Source organism: Shewanella salipaludis (assembly GCF_012911865.1).
GTDB classification, from domain to species: Bacteria; Pseudomonadota; Gammaproteobacteria; order Enterobacterales; family Shewanellaceae; genus Shewanella; species Shewanella salipaludis.
Window position 1 is genome coordinate 270,461 of sequence record NZ_JAAXYH010000001.1, and the last position, 14,635, is coordinate 285,095.

Sequence of the window (14,635 nt, forward strand, 5' to 3'; positions counted from 1 at the left end):
CTATTGTCCTCAGTTGACCAACTTGGGCCCGCCACTGTCGGGTTCACCCTGGCCGAGCACCGCATTGCGCCACGGCTCAGCGTCCCTGGCACTGAAATAACAATTGCTGCCGGGCTGGCCCTTGGCCAGATACATGTTGTTGTCGGCTATCTGCAGCAGGCTGTTTGCGTCTTTGCCATCCTGAGGATAGAGGCTGACCCCCAGGCTGATGTCTATGCTGAAGGCGTGTTTGTCAATGAAAATGGGCGAGCAGAGCAGGGGGATGAGTTTCTGGATGACGGTCAGGGTTTCTGCCCTGGATTTTACCGGTTCGAGCCAGATGACAAATTCGTCCCCGCCCCACCTGGCCACCATATCGGATTGGCGCATGCTCTGTTGCAGCCTCTGTGCTATCTCGACCAGCACCAAATCCCCCATGCTATGGCCATGGCTGTCATTGATGGGTTTGAACTTGTCCAAGTCCAGGTAGAGCACGGCGGCCGAGGTCAGATTGCGTTTGCATCTGATGAGCCCCTGTTCCATATGCAACTTGAACGCATGCCGGCTCATGAGCTGGGTAAGCTCATCGTGGTCGGCCAGGAACTGCAGTTTCTTCTGTTGTTGGGTCAATAATTTTGTCTGCTGTTCGACCTCGTATTGCAGCTGATCCCGCTTGATGGTGATCTGATCCAATGTCAGCTTCATGTCGTTGAACCGGCGCGACAAGGGCCCGAATTCATCCGTGTCGTCGACCTCGAGCCGACTCTTGAGATCGCCTTGGGCCAGAGAGGCTATGCCCTGATTGAGGGACTTGAGGCTCGAGCTGAAGCGCCTCAAGATGGTCAGGGTGAAGAGTGTCAGGCTGAGCAGGCTCAGTACCAGGAGGGTAAAGAGCAGGCTCTGCATGCGAATGCGCTGCTTTTCGCTGTGTTGCATTGCACTGAGTTGAAAACGGTAGCTGTCTTCCGCCATGGCTTGCATCGTCATGGTGAACCTTGCCTGCAACATCTGGGCGGCATCGACGCCTGTGACCTGTTGGCTCGCCAGCCGGATCAGGCTGCCCAGGTTGCCATTGAGCCGGATCAGGTTGGTTAAGAGCCGCCGCTGCGCTGGATTGATCATGGGGGTGAGGGAGAGCTTTTTGTTCAACTCTGCCTGCACCGCCAAGGCCTCATCCAAGGCGGATCTGTCCCGGTAGTGCTGTAATAACCACAGCCGGTTACTCAGGGCATCTATCTGCAACTGGACCCGGATGATGCGCTCGAGTTGATGATCGGCCAGGGCCTGAATTTGTGCCTGCTTTAACGAGGTGAACAAGATCAAGCTCACCAGCAGGGTGGACAGCAGGACCGAGACTTGCAGGCGCCTGGATAACTTCATAGTGTCTGCGCAAACAGAGGCAGGCTATTCAGGGCGCGGTGATCCAACAGCCGCCTGAAGTCCGGGGTGCTGCCGGCCCTGACCTGGCCCGTCGCTATGGCCCAATGCGCTTGCATCTGCAGGTTGGCGATCAGGGCATTGCCCAGGGATAACTTGAAGACATAGTCCGGCCAGAGGGCGTCCAGTTCGGCGGCCGGCATGTCGAGGTATTGGCCGACGAGGCGTTTGGCCTGCGCCGGTTCGCTATCCATGACATCAATCGCCTGTGCCAGCGCCCGCAGAACCCTGGTATTGGTCCGGAGATCCTCCGGGTCATCTGTCTTGTGTCCCAGGAGGTTGAAGGACAAAGAGTAAACCCCCTTGGTATCGAATTCCAGCCACTCCTGGGGCATGAGTCTTTGCAATTGATGGCCGTAGGGTTCCCAGACAGAGATGGCATCGACCCGCTTTTCCAGCAGCGCCGAGGCGAGTTCCTGGACGGGCATATTCACTTGGGTAAAGCCCAGATCGCCATGACCGGATAAGAGCATATAGGCATACAGGAAAAACTCGCTGGAGCTGGCTTCCACTATGCCAATGCGCTTAGCGGCCAATTGCTGCGGGCGACTCAGGCCAGAGGCCTTGAGACTGAGGAGTTTGATGTCCTTATCGGATTCGGCGAAGCTGGCCAGCACGCTGAAATCATCATGTTCGAAGCTGTTGAACATCACCACAGATTCCGAGCTGGTGGCCATATAGACCTGGCGGGCGATTAACTTCTGAAAGCAGAGCAGGCCGCCATCCAAGGGCTGCAGCTCCACTTCGAGGCCATGTTGCCTGAAAAGGCCGCGGGCCTTGGCGACGATGAAAGGGGCCGATAAGGGGGTGGTGGAGATGGCGATGCTGATCTTTCTGGCGGGAGGCTGAAGTGGCTCCTGTCGCAGCCATAAATAAGCCGGGATGCAGATCAGTGCGACGACCAAACACAAGAGCAGGACTTTCTTCATGGTAGAGGTTTCCGATGGGCGCTATTGTGGCGGATTTACCGCTAAAGTGTAGTAGTCAATGTCTGTGTTTTCATTGTGATGGCAGCTTTTATCGCAAAACTTGTTATCGCTGAGCCATCTATCTTTGCCGATAAGCGGCATAAAAAAGCCGCTCTGGCGAGAGCGGCTTGGTTGCCGAATCGGGTTCGGCTGAGTGTTTTCCCCGGCGGATGAGCTTAGGTGTTAAGTCCCGGCCTGGCTATGCTCAGGACTATGTTCAGGACTATGCTCATGGCTATGCTTGCCGGTTATCGTCGGCTACTTCTTGCTCATTATCGGAGCTATGAAGATCAGCAGGGCGATGAGGTACAGACTGAAGGCGACCACCATCCATTGGGCCATGGTCACACCCATGAACATCCAGGGGATGTCGGTGCACATGCCGGTTGGCATAAACACAGAGGGCAACCACTGGTGCAATGGCATCCAACTGGGGAATTCGGGCAAGAAGGCGCAGGTCGCGAAGGGAGAAGGGTCGGTTTGTAGCGCCACCAGGGCGAGGGCAATCTTCAATCCCCACGACGCGCTTATCCCCCAAACCAGTGCCGCCAGGCAGCGGCATAGCAGGTTGCCCGGCGCCACCAGTCCCATCAGACCGGCACCCAGCAGGCCAAAGACGGCCAGCCGCTGATAGATGCACATGACACAAGGGTCGAGTTTCATCAGATACTGAAAACTGAGGGCCGCAACTTCCAGCGCCAGGGCGCTGAGGGTCAGGATGAGCCAGGCATTGCGTGTATGAGCAAATCGAGTGACAGGGTTCAAAAGGATTCTCCATATGAAAAACGCCCACTATCCCGGGGGCGTTTTTTCGACTGACAGCCATCTGTAAAGTTCAATGGCTTCCCAAGATTAATGTGCGGACATTGTGCCCAGCACTTCCTTGGCACTGTGGTGGATAAGCAGATGACTGTCATAATAAAACTGTGTCATATGTTCCAGGAAACCCGTCTCTATGGCGAGAATGCCGACGAGCGACATGGTAATGGTATAGGGCAATGCCAACCACACCATGCGGCCATAGGACAGGCGGATCAGGGGGGCCAGCGCCGAGGTCAAGAGGAATAGAAATGCGGCCTGACCATTGGGGGTGGCTACCGAGGGCAGGTTAGTGCCGGTATTGATGGCGACCGCCAGCAAGTCGAATTGATCCCGGGTTATCTGACCTGCGTTGAGTGCCGATTTGACTTCGTTGATATAGACGGTGCCGACGAAGACGTTGTCGCTGACCATAGACAAGAGGCCGTTGGCGATATAGAAGATCCCCAGTTGGGTATTGCCCTGGTAACTCAGTGCCCAGTGGATCACAGGGGCAAACAAGTGTTGATCTATGATGACACCCACTATGGCAAAGAATACCGCCAGCAAGGCTGTGAAAGGCAGAGCCTCTTCGAAGGCTTTTCCCAGGGCATGTTCATCCGTGACACCGTTGAATGCCGTGGTCAGTATGATGACAGACAAACCTATGATTCCCACCGAAGCCAAATGCAGTGCCAGGCCGAGGACCAGCCAGACGCCCACCAGGGCCTGGATGATTAATTTGACATTGTCTTTGTTGGTGCGGCTCGAATCCATGTAGGTCGCATGATCGTGAAGTATTTTATGCACAGCTTCAGGCAGCTGTGCCCCATAGCCAAAGACTTTAAATTTCTCGACCAGAAAACAGGTCAGTATGCCGGTAGCGAACACAGGCACAGTCACGGGTGACATGCGAATGGCGAATTCGGCGAAGTGCCAACCGGATTGGGCGGCAATGATCAGGTTTTGCGGTTCACCCACCATGGTGCAGACGCCACCCAATGCGGTACCTACGCCGGCATGCATCAGCAGGTTACGCAAAAAGCCCCGAAACGACTCCAACTCTTCTTCATTGAGTTGCCCACCTGTCTCTGTGGTATGGTCGTGATCTGCCCCGTAGGACTTACCAGAAGCGACCTTGTGGTAGATGGAATAGAAGCCCACAGCGACGGCAATGATCACGGCAATCACGGTCAACGCATCCAGGAAGGCGGACAGGAAGGCACTGGCAACACAAAACATCAGCGATACGACTATCTTGGAGCGTACCTTGGTGATCATCTTGGTGAAGATAAACAGCAGCAGTTGTTTCATGAAATAGATGCCGGCCACCATGAAAATCAGCAGCAGCAGGACTTCGAGGTTGGCTTGGATCTCATGCAATACCTGATCTGGTGAGGTCATGCCGATGATCACTGCTTCTATGGTCAGCAAACCACCGGGTTGCAAGGGGTAGCACTTGAGTGCCATGGCCAAGGTAAAGATGAACTCTACGACCAATAACCAACCGGCGGCGAAAGGGCTGACATAGAAAAAGACGAGAGGATTAAGCACTAAGAAGAACAGGATGGCGGTTTTATACCACTTAGGTGAATTGCCTAAGAAGTTCCCAATAAACGCCTGACTCATTGTCACCGGCATGGCACCCTCACTTAATATAATTGTTAATGTTATGAAGTCCTTGATTTGTACTACGTCTGTGGCTTTCCGTCCAGTGCAAAGATGGTTTCAATGCGCTAAGTTTGGCTTTCGGCCTTGGGGTAAAATATCCTGGCGGTGGGAACTGGTGTTATTTGCAACAAAACTCCGCCCGGAGAGCATGTTTTTTGTACAAAAACACAGATTAATGCCCTAAGCCGGGACGTATTGCGGTGCAATGGTTTTCATTTGTCCCCGCTCTGGTATGATCAGTCTATAACTATGCTTAACAACTGGATAAGTGGGCTGATGATAATCAATGCCAAAGGACCTGCAAGTTTTGCAGAGAAATACATAGTAAGATCGATCTGGGAAAATAAATTCCCTCCGGGATCTATTTTACCGGCTGAACGAGAGCTATCAGAACTCATAGGCGTAACCCGCACCACCTTGAGAGAAGTGTTGCAGAGGCTGGCGCGCGACGGCTGGCTGAAAATCCAACATGGCAAACCGACGCGGGTGAACAATTTCTGGGAAACCTCAGGCTTGAACATACTCGAGACCATAGCGGACCTGAACCCAGAAGGCTTTCCCGTGTTGGTCGATCAGTTGTTGTCGGCCAGAACCAATGTCAGTGCCATTTATTTTCGCGGTGCCCTGAGGCATAACCCTGATACTGCGGTGGAAGTCTTATCCAAGATCCATCAGTTGGAGGATACTGCCGAGTCTTTCGCCGAATATGACTATTTGCTGCATCACACCCTGGCCTTCTCTTCGGGCAATCCTCTGTACGTGTTGATCCTCAATGGTTTCAAAGGCCTGTACAGCCGGGTCGGGCGTTACTATTTCTCCAGCGCCGAAGCCAGAGCCTTGGCGCTGAACTTCTACAAGGAATTGGAAGTGCTGGCAAAGGCCAAAAATTATGGCAATGTGCCGGCGTTGATGCGCACCTATGGCATCAACAGTGGCAAGATGTGGCAGTTACTGCGTGATGATATGCCGGCCGGCATAGCCCAGGATAATTAACAACCAGGCAATTAACTCAGGCAATTGGCGGCTTAGATGCACAATCTGCCGCTGGGGTGGTTGAGGCTTGAGAAGACATCGCTTCGTCCCTTTGGGCGAAGCGATTTTTTTTGCCGACTAGATGCTGCTGGGTTGTTTGCGGCGCTCTTCCAGGTGTTCCGGACACTTGGCGATGACGTTGATATTGTCTTCGTCATCCTTTTCTTCCAGTGTGACGGCGAAACCCCACAACCTGTGTAAATGTTTCATGACTTCGGAGCAAGTATCGGCCAGCGGGATGTGGTTCGAAGGCACATATCTTAGCGTCAGCGAACGATCCCCACTGATTTTGACTTCATGCACCTGGATATTGGGTTCAATGTTGGACAGGTTGTACTGTTGGGACAAGATGCGCCTTATGTCATGGTAGCCTTGCTCGTCGTGGATAGCGGACACAGACAGGTAGTTTTTCTGATCGTCGTCGAGTATGCCAAACAGCTTGAATTGGCGGATGAGTCTGGGTGACAGGTATTGGCTGATGAAGCTTTCATCCTTGAAGTTCTGCATCGCGAAGTGCAGGGTGTCGAGCCAATCGCTGCCTGCTATGTCGGGAAACCAGGCCTTGTCCTCGTCGGTAGGCTCCTCGCAGATACGGCGAATATCGACAAACATGTTGAAGCCGAGCGCATAGGGATTGATGCCCTTGTAATAAGGGCTGTTATAGCTGGGTTGAGCTATGACCCCTGTGTGGCTCTGGAGAAACTCCATCATGAATCTGTCTGTGACCTTGCCGTCGTCGTAGAGGCGATTGAGCAGGGTATAATGCCAGAAGGTCGCCCAGCCTTCGTTCATCACCTGGGTCTGTTTCTGCGGATAAAAATATTGTGCCATCTTACGGACGATACGTACTATCTCACGTTGCCAGGGATCCAACAGTGGTGCATTTTTCTCTATGAAGTAGAGGATGTTTTCTTCCGGCTCTGCCGGAAAGCGTCGAGGCTTGGTTTTGGCCTGTTCCTGGGGAGACAGGGGAATGGTACGCCATAGATCGTTCACCTGGCTCTGGAGGTATTCCTCACGTTCCTCCTGCCTGAGTTGCTCTTCTTTCAAGGAGATCTCTGTGGGACGTTTATAGCGGTCGACGCCGTAATTCATCAGGGCATGACAGGAGTCGAGGATATTTTCGACCTGCTCGACACCGTACTTCTGCTCGCATTCGCTGATGTAATTCTTGGCAAACACCAGATAGTCTATGATGGAGCCGGCATCCGTCCAGGCTTTGAACAGGTAATTATTCTTGAAGAAACTGTTATGGCCGAAACTGGCATGGGCGATCACCAGCGCCTGCATCGTCATGGTATTTTCTTCCATCAGATAGGCGATGCAAGGGTTCGAGTTGATCACTATCTCATAGGCCAGTCCCATCTGGCCGCGTTTGTAGCCTTGCTCCGTCTCGATGAAACGTTTGCCAAATGACCAGTGGGTGTAGCCAAGCGGCATGCCGATACCCGCATAGGCATCCATCATCTGTTCGGCGGTGATCACCTCTATCTGATTCGGATAGGTCTCCAGGCGATACAGGGCCGCAATGCGTTCGATTTCGTCCAGATATTCCTGCAGCAACTCGAAGCTCCATTCGGGTCCATCACTCAGTGGTGTGCGTGCTATGTTCCCCATAATGCCCCCTTAAACCGCTTGTTTCTTGAATAGCTCTCTGAACACAGGGTAGATATCTTCGGCCTGCCGTATGTGCTGCACTGCTATGTTGTCATATTTCTGTTGCAGGGATTCATATTCCCGCCATAGGGTCTGGTGGGTGCGGTTGGTGATTTCTATGTAACTGAAGTAGCGCACCAGGGGCAAGATCTGTTTATCCAGCAGTTGGCGGCAAGTGGGGGAGTCGTCGGCCCAGTTGTCGCCGTCGGAAGCCTGGGCGGCATAGATGTTCCACTCGCTGGCGGGATAGCGCGCCTGTTGGATCTCATGCATCAGCTTAAGGGCGCTGGAGACTATGGTACCGCCCGTTTCCTGGGAGTAGAAGAATTCGTGTTCGTCCACTTCCTTGGCCTGGGTATGATGGCGGATATAGACGACATCCAGGTTTTTATATGTCCGGGTGAGGAAAAGGTACAAGAGAATGTAGAAACGTTTTGCCATGTCCTTGGTGGCCTGGTCCATGGAGCCTGACACGTCCATGAGGCAGAACATCACCGCCTGGCTGGAAGGCACCTCACGCTTGGCATAGTTGTTGTACCTGAGATCGAAGGTGTCGATGAAAGGCACGCTGGCGATTTTCTGTTTCAGCAAGTCAATCTGTTTCTTGAGCTCCATGATGGTTTCGGCTTTCGAGCCAGGGGTATTCTCGAGTAGCAGCAGTTCTTCTTCCAATTCCTTGAGCAATTTCTTTTTGCTGGCCGACATGGCGATACGCCGCGCCAGCGATGAGCGCAACGAGCGTATGATGTTGATATTGGCCGGTACCCCATCGTTGGTGAAACCGGATCTATAGGTTTGATATTCAACTAGTTTGTTGAGGCGGTTCTTCTGCAGGTTGGGCAGTTCAAGATCCTCGAACAGGAGTTCGAGATACTCATCCTTGGAGATTTCGAACACGAAATCATCCTGGCCCTCACCCGAATCCGATGCCTTGCCTTTGCCGGCGCCCGCACCATCACCGCCGGGGGGGCGCTCGATTTGGTCGCCGCGGACAAACTGATCGTTGCCTGGATGCACTCGCTCCTTAACGCCCCCTTGCCCCTGATGGAACATGGGCTCGCTGATATCCCGGGTGGGGATGCCGATCTTCTCCCCCTTGTCGACGTCGGTCACACTGCGGCGCGTGACGGCATCGCTGACGGCCTTCTTGATTTGTTGCTTGTAGCGGGTGATAAATCGTTGCCGATTGACTGTGCTCTTTCCCTTAGCATTGAGTCGCCTGTCAATGAAATTCGCCATACGCACCTCCCCAACCATAAGCTGGGCCTCGGGTTTAAGGCCCAGGTGTCATGGCGATACTATGATGACTTACGCACCCTCAGATACCATTCAGACAGCAGCCTGACTTGTTTCTTGGTGTAGCCTTTTTCCATCATGCGATCGACGAAATCATCGTGCTTGCGTTGATCGTCGGTCGAGGTCTTGGCATTGAAGGAAATGACCGGCAGTAAGTCTTCGGTATTGGAGAACATCTTCTTCTCTATGACGGTGCGCAGCTTCTCATAGCTGGTCCACAGCGGATTATTGCCTTCGTTGTTGGCACGCGCCCGCAGCACAAAGTTGACGATTTCATTACGGAAATCTTTGGGATTACTGATCCCGGCAGGTTTCTCGATTTTCTCCAGTTCGGCATTGAGCGCGCCCCGGTCGAACGACTGGCCTGTCTCGGGATCCCTGTATTCCTGATCCTGGATCCAAAAGTCGGCGTAGGTCACATAGCGGTCGAAAATATTCTGGCCATATTCCGAGTAGGACTCGAGATAGGCGGTTTGGATTTCCTTGCCGATGAATTCCACATATTTGGGGATCAGGTAGCCCTTGAGAAATTCCAGATAATGTTCGCTGACATCGCTGGGGAACTGCTCTTGCTCTATCTGACGTTCCAGCACGTAGAACAGATGCACGGGATTGGCGGCAATCTCGCTGTGATCGAAGTTGAATACCTTCGACAGGATCTTAAAGGCGAAACGGGTCGAGAGGCCGTGCATGCCTTCGTCGACGCCGGCATAGTCCCTGTATTCCTGATAAGACTTGGCTTTGGGATCTGTGTCCTTGAGGCTCTCACCGTTATAGACGCGCATCTTGGAGAAAATAGAGGAATTTTCCGGGACCTTGATCCGGGAAAGTACGCTGAACTGTGCCAGGGTTTCCAGTGTGCCAGGGGCGCAAGGGGCCTGGCTCAGTTCCGAGTTAACCAAGAGTTTCTGATAGATACGGATTTCTTCCGATACACGCAGGCAGTAGGGCACCTTGACGATATAGACACGGTCGAGAAAGGCTTCGTTATTCTTATTGTTCTTAAAGGTCAGCCATTCCGACTCGTTGGAGTGAGCCAGGATGATGCCATTGAAGGGCAGGGCCGACAGACCTTCGGTGCCGTTGTAGTTACCTTCCTGGGTCGCGGTCAACAGGGGATGCAGCACTTTTATCGGTGCCTTGAACATCTCCACAAATTCCATCAGTCCCTGATTGGCGCGGCACAGGGCCCCCGAATAGGAATAGGCATCGGCATCGTTTTGGGCGAAATGCTCCAGCTGGCGAATATCCACTTTACCGACCAGAGCGGAGATATCCTGGTTGTTTTCATCGCCGGGTTCGGTCTTGGCGATGGCCGTTTGATTCAGGATGGAAGGGAAGACCTTGACCACGCGGAATCTGGAAATATCCCCACCGAAATCGTGCAGACGTTTCACCGCCCAGGGCGACATTATGGTCTTCAGGTAGCGTTCGGGGATCTTGTATTCTTCCTTGAGCAGCTGACCATCCTCCGTCAGATCGAACAGGCAGAAGGGGTGATCGTTGACCGGGCTGTGAACGCCGTCGGCACTGAGCACATAGATGGGCACTTTCTGCATCAGCTCCTTGAGCTTATCGGCCAGGGATGATTTACCCCCACCGACGGGACCGAGCAGGTAGATGATCTGCTTGGACTCTTCCAGTCCCTGGGCCGAATGTTTTAGATAGGCGACGATTTGTTCTATCGCTTCTTCCATGCCATAGAAATCCCCGAAAGCCGGGTATCTGGAGATGAGTCGATTGGAGAAGATGCGGCTCAACACAGGATCCTTCGCCGTGTCTATGACCTCGGCCTTGCCTATGGCGAGCAGCAGGCGTTCGGCCGCCGACGCATAGGCGCTGCGATCTTCCTTACATATGTCCAGAAACTGTTGCAGCGTGTATTCTTCTTCGAGTTTTTGTTCATACCGCTTTTGATAATGCTCGAATATGCCCATAGTAACCCCCTGAAACGCAAGTGATGTTATGGTGTGGATGAACTGATAAACCAGCCTCCTATAGTTAATCTTAGACTCAAATTGTGTGTTCGTGTAAAAAAATCAAATAAATCAAAGACAAATAGTTGCAAACGCAATAGTTGCACCCATGTCTTATCTCGAGATTAAGGCTCGGGCGATGCAGGGTGCGTGTCCATGGGTCTATGGATCTATGGGCTTGAGTTTGAGTGAGGCCGCGAGTGCGCCAGGCCTTGGCTTGTGTCGCCTGAGGAAGGTTTGCCGCGTAGGGGAATAAAAAAACCGCTCCTGGCATGGAGCGGTTTTTAAGAGGCTTGTCTGCTCAGACTAAGTCAGACTAAGTCAGACTAAGTCAGACTAAGCGGCGCGTTCTTGTGTCTTGTCGCTGTTCAGCGTCTGCGCCCTGAGTTCCTGTGGATCGAAGTCATCGACGTTGATGGACTTCATACGGCCAATCTCGGCACGTTCCAACAGGGCTACCTCTTCCTCGCTGAGGACACCCAATGCCTTGCCTTCGGCGGCGATCTTGTCCAGCCACATGAATGGCAGGCGCTTGCCGGCGGCCTGGCAGACCTTGTCGTACAGCGGCTCAGACGCCAGTATGTCCTTGAAGGTCTGTTCCTGGATACCGACGGCATTATGCTCCGAGGCTTCCCAGAACTGGCCCTGGCCTAAACGGTCACGGCTGGCACAAGGGGTCTGCATTATCTTGGCCACCTTGTGATCCAACACATCGCTCGGGCGTTTCAGTGGACGGCCGAAGGGGAATAAGACGAAGCGCAATACGCCGCCCAGACCCATGGGGAAGTTGTCCAGCAGATCGTCCAGCGAGGTCTGCAGCTTATGCAGCGCATCTTCTACCGCCCATTGCACCAGTGGCAGATCTTCTGTCTGACGACCTTCGTCCTGGTAGCGTTTCAGCGTGGCAGACGCCAGGTACAGTTGGCTCAACAAGTCGCCCAGACGCGCAGAGATGCGTTCCTTGCGTTTCAGGTTGCCACCCAGGGTCGCCATGGCGAGATCGGATAGCAGGGCCAGGTTGGCACTGAAGCGGTTCATGTGCTGATAGTAACGCTTGGTCTTGTCTGAATAAGGCGCGTTGGAGAAACGGCTCGAGGTCAGACCCAGCCAGAAGCTGCGGATCAGGTTGCTTGTGGTGAAGCCTATGTGGCCGAACAGGGCCTCATCGAAGTTCGCCAGACCACGCTTGGCATCGGTATCGAAGGCCGATTCCATTTCCGCCAGGACATAGGGATGACAGCGAATCGCCCCCTGACCATAGATGATCATGGAACGGGTCAGTATGTTGGCGCCTTCCACTGTGATGGCGATAGGTGCGGCCTGATAGCCACGGCCCAGATAGTTGTTGGGGCCGAGGCAGACGCCCTTACCACCGTGAATATCCATGGCATCTATGACGCATTTCTGCATCCTGTCTGTCAGGTGGTATTTCACTATGGCGGAGATGACCGAAGGCTTCTCACCCAAGTCTATGCCTGTGGTGGTCAGGGAAGTCACTGCGTCCATCAGATAGGCGTTACCCCCTATGCGTGCCATAGGTTCTTCTATGCCTTCGAGCTTGCCTATAGGCAGCTTGAACTGACGGCGGATACGGGCATAGGCACCGGTCGCCAGGGCGGCAGTCTTGACACCACCGGCCGAGTTGGACGGCAGGGTAATGCCACGGCCGACGGACAGGCATTCGACCAGCATGCGCCAGCCTTGGCCGGCCATCTTGGGACCGCCTATGATGAAGCTCAGGGGCACGAACACTTCATTGCCGCGGGTCGGGCCATTCTGGAACATGCAGTTGAGCGGGAAGTGGCGACGGCCGGTTTCCACGCCTGCGACATCGGTCGGGATCAGGGCGCAGGTAATGCCGAGCTCTTCCTGGGCGCCGAGCAGGTGCTCAGGATCGCGCAGTTTGAATGCCAGACCCAGTACGGTTGCCACCGGGGCCAGGGTGATGTAGCGCTTATTCCAGGTCAGCTTCATGCCGAGCACTTCTTCGCCTTCCCATTGACCCTTGCAGACGATGCCGAAGTCAGGGATAGAGCCGGCATCGCTGCCTGCTTCCGGGCTGGTGAGGGCGAAACAAGGCACTTCCAGGCCCTTGGCCAGGCGAGGCAGATAGTGATCTTGTTGCTCGGGTGTACCATAGTGCTGCAGCAGCTCGCCAGGGCCCAGTGAGTTAGGCACCCCGACAGTCGAAGCCAGCTCGCTGCTCAGGCCAGCCAGTTTCTGCAGTACCCTGGATTGGGCATAGGCGGAGAATTCCAGACCACCGTACTTCTTCTTGATGATCATGGCGAAGAAGCCGTTGTCTTTCAGGTATTGCCAGATCTCGGCCGGCAGATCGGCCAACTGATGGGATACCTGATGCTGGTTCAGCATGCGGCATACTTCTTCGACCGGGCCATCCAGGAAGGCTTGTTCTTCGGCGCTTAAACGGGCAACCGGGTAGTTATGCAGTTTTTTCCAGTTGGGCTTGCCGGCGAAGAGATCGGCTTCCCACCAGGTGGTGCCGGCTTCGATGGCTTCTTTCTCGGTCGAAGACATCTCGGGCATGATGCCGCGATAGAGCTTCAACAGCGGGCGGCTGAGTATGCCTTGTCTGAATGCACTGATGTTCAGTGGCAGGGCAATGGCCAGGAAGATTATCCCGCCTATTGGGCCTATGATATCCAGAGCCCATCCGGTTGCCATGACGACTGCGGCGGCAATAGTGGCTGTGAGCAGAGATACCCTGAGGTATGCAACGGCTCCCAGCACCAAGATCATGGCGATGATCCAAAGTAGGGTAGTCACTGTAGTTCTCCTTAAAAATGACGCTGTGTCCATCACGGGTCATATAACTTTTATCTATCTTGTACACAGTATAGGCTGTGGTCAGACCTGTATCGCAGTAAAAGTTAAACCTAAGCGAATTTGAACACAAGCATTTTTCAAACAATTGTTTAAATTATTTGTCGACTGCGAGGATTCCACAAATTCCGTCAACTCGTTAGAATTAGGTTACTTGCTTATTTTAGATCATTCAGGGCATATAGATGTGTGAATTACTGGCTATGAGTGCCAACGTGCCAACCGATATTGTCTTCAGTTTTACCGGTTTAGCACAGAGAGGCGGGATCACTGGCCCGCACGTCGACGGTTGGGGCATTACCTTCTACGAAGGCAAGGGCAGCCGCACCTTTAAGGATGCCTGTCCCAGCAGCGAGTCCCAGATAGCCAAGCTTATCCAGTCATACCCAATCAAGAGCGAGGTGGTGGTCAGCCATATTCGTCAGGCGAACCGGGGATGTGTGGCGCTGGAAAACACCCATCCCTTCACCCGGGAATTGTGGGGCCGTTACTGGACCTATGCCCATAATGGTCAGTTGAGCGACTATCAGGATAAGTTTGTCGTCGCCCGCTACCAACCGGTCGGAGATACGGATAGCGAGCGGGCCTTCTGCTGGATTTTGGAGTGCGTGGCCGACAAGTTCGGTGACCGGGCTCCGGAGGACATGCAGGTGGTGTTTCGTTTCATTGCCGGGCTTGCCGACGAGATACGCCAACTCGGAGTATTCAACATGATCCTCAGCGATGGCGAGTATCTGATGAGCTATTGCAGCAATAATCTCTGCTACATCACCAGGCGTGCCCCCTTCGGCAAGGCGACCCTGATAGACACGGATGTGGTGATCGACTTCGACAAGGAAACGACGCCATTGGATGTGGTGACTGTGGTCGCCACCCGGCCGCTGACCAACAACGAGCATTGGCATTTGTTGCAGCCGGGGGAGTGGATCCTGTTTAAACAGGGGGAATTGCTGCCGACGGCCTGAGTCGTTGGCCTGG

10 protein-coding genes are annotated in these 14,635 nt (G+C 53.8%); 2 read left to right on the top strand and 8 right to left on the bottom strand.

Features of this window, described 5'->3' with window-relative positions; genetic code table 11:
• Window positions 1–9 precede the first annotated feature (9 nt).
• From HC757_RS01110 to nhaB, 4 genes are all read right to left on the bottom strand, one after another.
• Window positions 10–1,359, bottom strand: coding sequence for a sensor domain-containing diguanylate cyclase (locus tag HC757_RS01110; protein WP_169562414.1), 1,350 nt, complete (start codon window positions 1,357–1,359; stop codon window positions 10–12).
• Complete coding sequence (locus HC757_RS01115; RefSeq protein WP_169562415.1) at window positions 1,356–2,345, bottom strand: ABC transporter substrate-binding protein; 990 nt, start codon at window positions 2,343–2,345, stop codon at window positions 1,356–1,358. The genes HC757_RS01110 and HC757_RS01115 overlap by 4 nt, the downstream gene beginning before the upstream one ends.
• A gap of 297 nt (window positions 2,346–2,642) precedes the next feature.
• Window positions 2,643–3,149: a disulfide bond formation protein DsbB gene (gene dsbB / locus HC757_RS01120; protein ID WP_169562416.1), complete on the bottom strand. Its 507-nt coding sequence runs from the start codon at window positions 3,147–3,149 to the stop codon at window positions 2,643–2,645.
• 87 nt (window positions 3,150–3,236) lie between these two features.
• On the bottom strand, window positions 3,237–4,823 hold the full coding sequence (gene nhaB / locus HC757_RS01125; protein ID WP_169562417.1) for a sodium/proton antiporter NhaB: 1,587 nt from the start codon (window positions 4,821–4,823) through the stop codon (window positions 3,237–3,239).
• 306 nt (window positions 4,824–5,129) lie between these two features.
• Here nhaB and fadR point away from each other — a divergent pair, with 306 nt between their 5' ends.
• The gene (gene fadR / locus HC757_RS01130) at window positions 5,130–5,846 is read left to right on the top strand and encodes a fatty acid metabolism transcriptional regulator FadR (RefSeq protein ID WP_169562418.1); all 717 of its coding nucleotides are present in this window, start codon (window positions 5,130–5,132) and stop codon (window positions 5,844–5,846) included.
• 117 nt (window positions 5,847–5,963) lie between these two features.
• On the opposite strand, the gene HC757_RS01135 is transcribed toward fadR, so the two are convergent.
• The 4 genes from HC757_RS01135 to fadE form a co-directional block, all read right to left on the bottom strand.
• Entirely contained in the window at window positions 5,964–7,502 is a 1,539-nt protein-coding gene (locus HC757_RS01135; protein WP_169562419.1) for a SpoVR family protein, read from the bottom strand.
• 9 nt (window positions 7,503–7,511) lie between these two features.
• Window positions 7,512–8,780 carry a YeaH/YhbH family protein gene (locus HC757_RS01140; protein ID WP_169562420.1) on the bottom strand — a complete coding sequence of 423 codons (1,269 nt, stop codon included), beginning with the start codon at window positions 8,778–8,780 and terminating at the stop codon, window positions 7,512–7,514.
• 59 nt (window positions 8,781–8,839) lie between these two features.
• A complete protein-coding gene (locus tag HC757_RS01145; protein ID WP_169562421.1) occupies window positions 8,840–10,774 on the bottom strand; it encodes a PrkA family serine protein kinase in 1,935 nt (644 codons plus the stop codon).
• A gap of 375 nt (window positions 10,775–11,149) precedes the next feature.
• Window positions 11,150–13,600, bottom strand: coding sequence for an acyl-CoA dehydrogenase FadE (gene fadE / locus HC757_RS01150; RefSeq protein WP_169562422.1), 2,451 nt, complete (start codon window positions 13,598–13,600; stop codon window positions 11,150–11,152).
• A 242-nt stretch (window positions 13,601–13,842) separates the two neighbouring features.
• On the opposite strand from fadE, the gene HC757_RS01155 reads away from it, so the two are divergent.
• Window positions 13,843–14,622: a class II glutamine amidotransferase gene (locus HC757_RS01155; protein WP_169562423.1), complete on the top strand. Its 780-nt coding sequence runs from the start codon at window positions 13,843–13,845 to the stop codon at window positions 14,620–14,622.
• Window positions 14,623–14,635: the final 13 nt, after the last annotated feature.

Coding starts and splice junctions, on each gene's coding strand:
- HC757_RS01110 (WP_169562414.1), bottom strand. CDS start 1,359: ATGAAGTTATCCAGGCGCCTGCAAGTCTCGGTCCTGCTGTCCACCCTG.
- HC757_RS01115 (WP_169562415.1), bottom strand. CDS start 2,345: ATGAAGAAAGTCCTGCTCTTGTGTTTGGTCGTCGCACTGATCTGCATC.
- nhaB (WP_169562417.1), bottom strand. CDS start 4,823: ATGCCGGTGACAATGAGTCAGGCGTTTATTGGGAACTTCTTAGGCAAT.
- fadR (WP_169562418.1), top strand. CDS start 5,130: ATGATAATCAATGCCAAAGGACCTGCAAGTTTTGCAGAGAAATACATA.
- HC757_RS01135 (WP_169562419.1), bottom strand. CDS start 7,502: ATGGGGAACATAGCACGCACACCACTGAGTGATGGACCCGAATGGAGC.
- HC757_RS01140 (WP_169562420.1), bottom strand. CDS start 8,780: ATGGCGAATTTCATTGACAGGCGACTCAATGCTAAGGGAAAGAGCACA.
- HC757_RS01145 (WP_169562421.1), bottom strand. CDS start 10,774: ATGGGCATATTCGAGCATTATCAAAAGCGGTATGAACAAAAACTCGAA.
- HC757_RS01155 (WP_169562423.1), top strand. CDS start 13,843: ATGTGTGAATTACTGGCTATGAGTGCCAACGTGCCAACCGATATTGTC.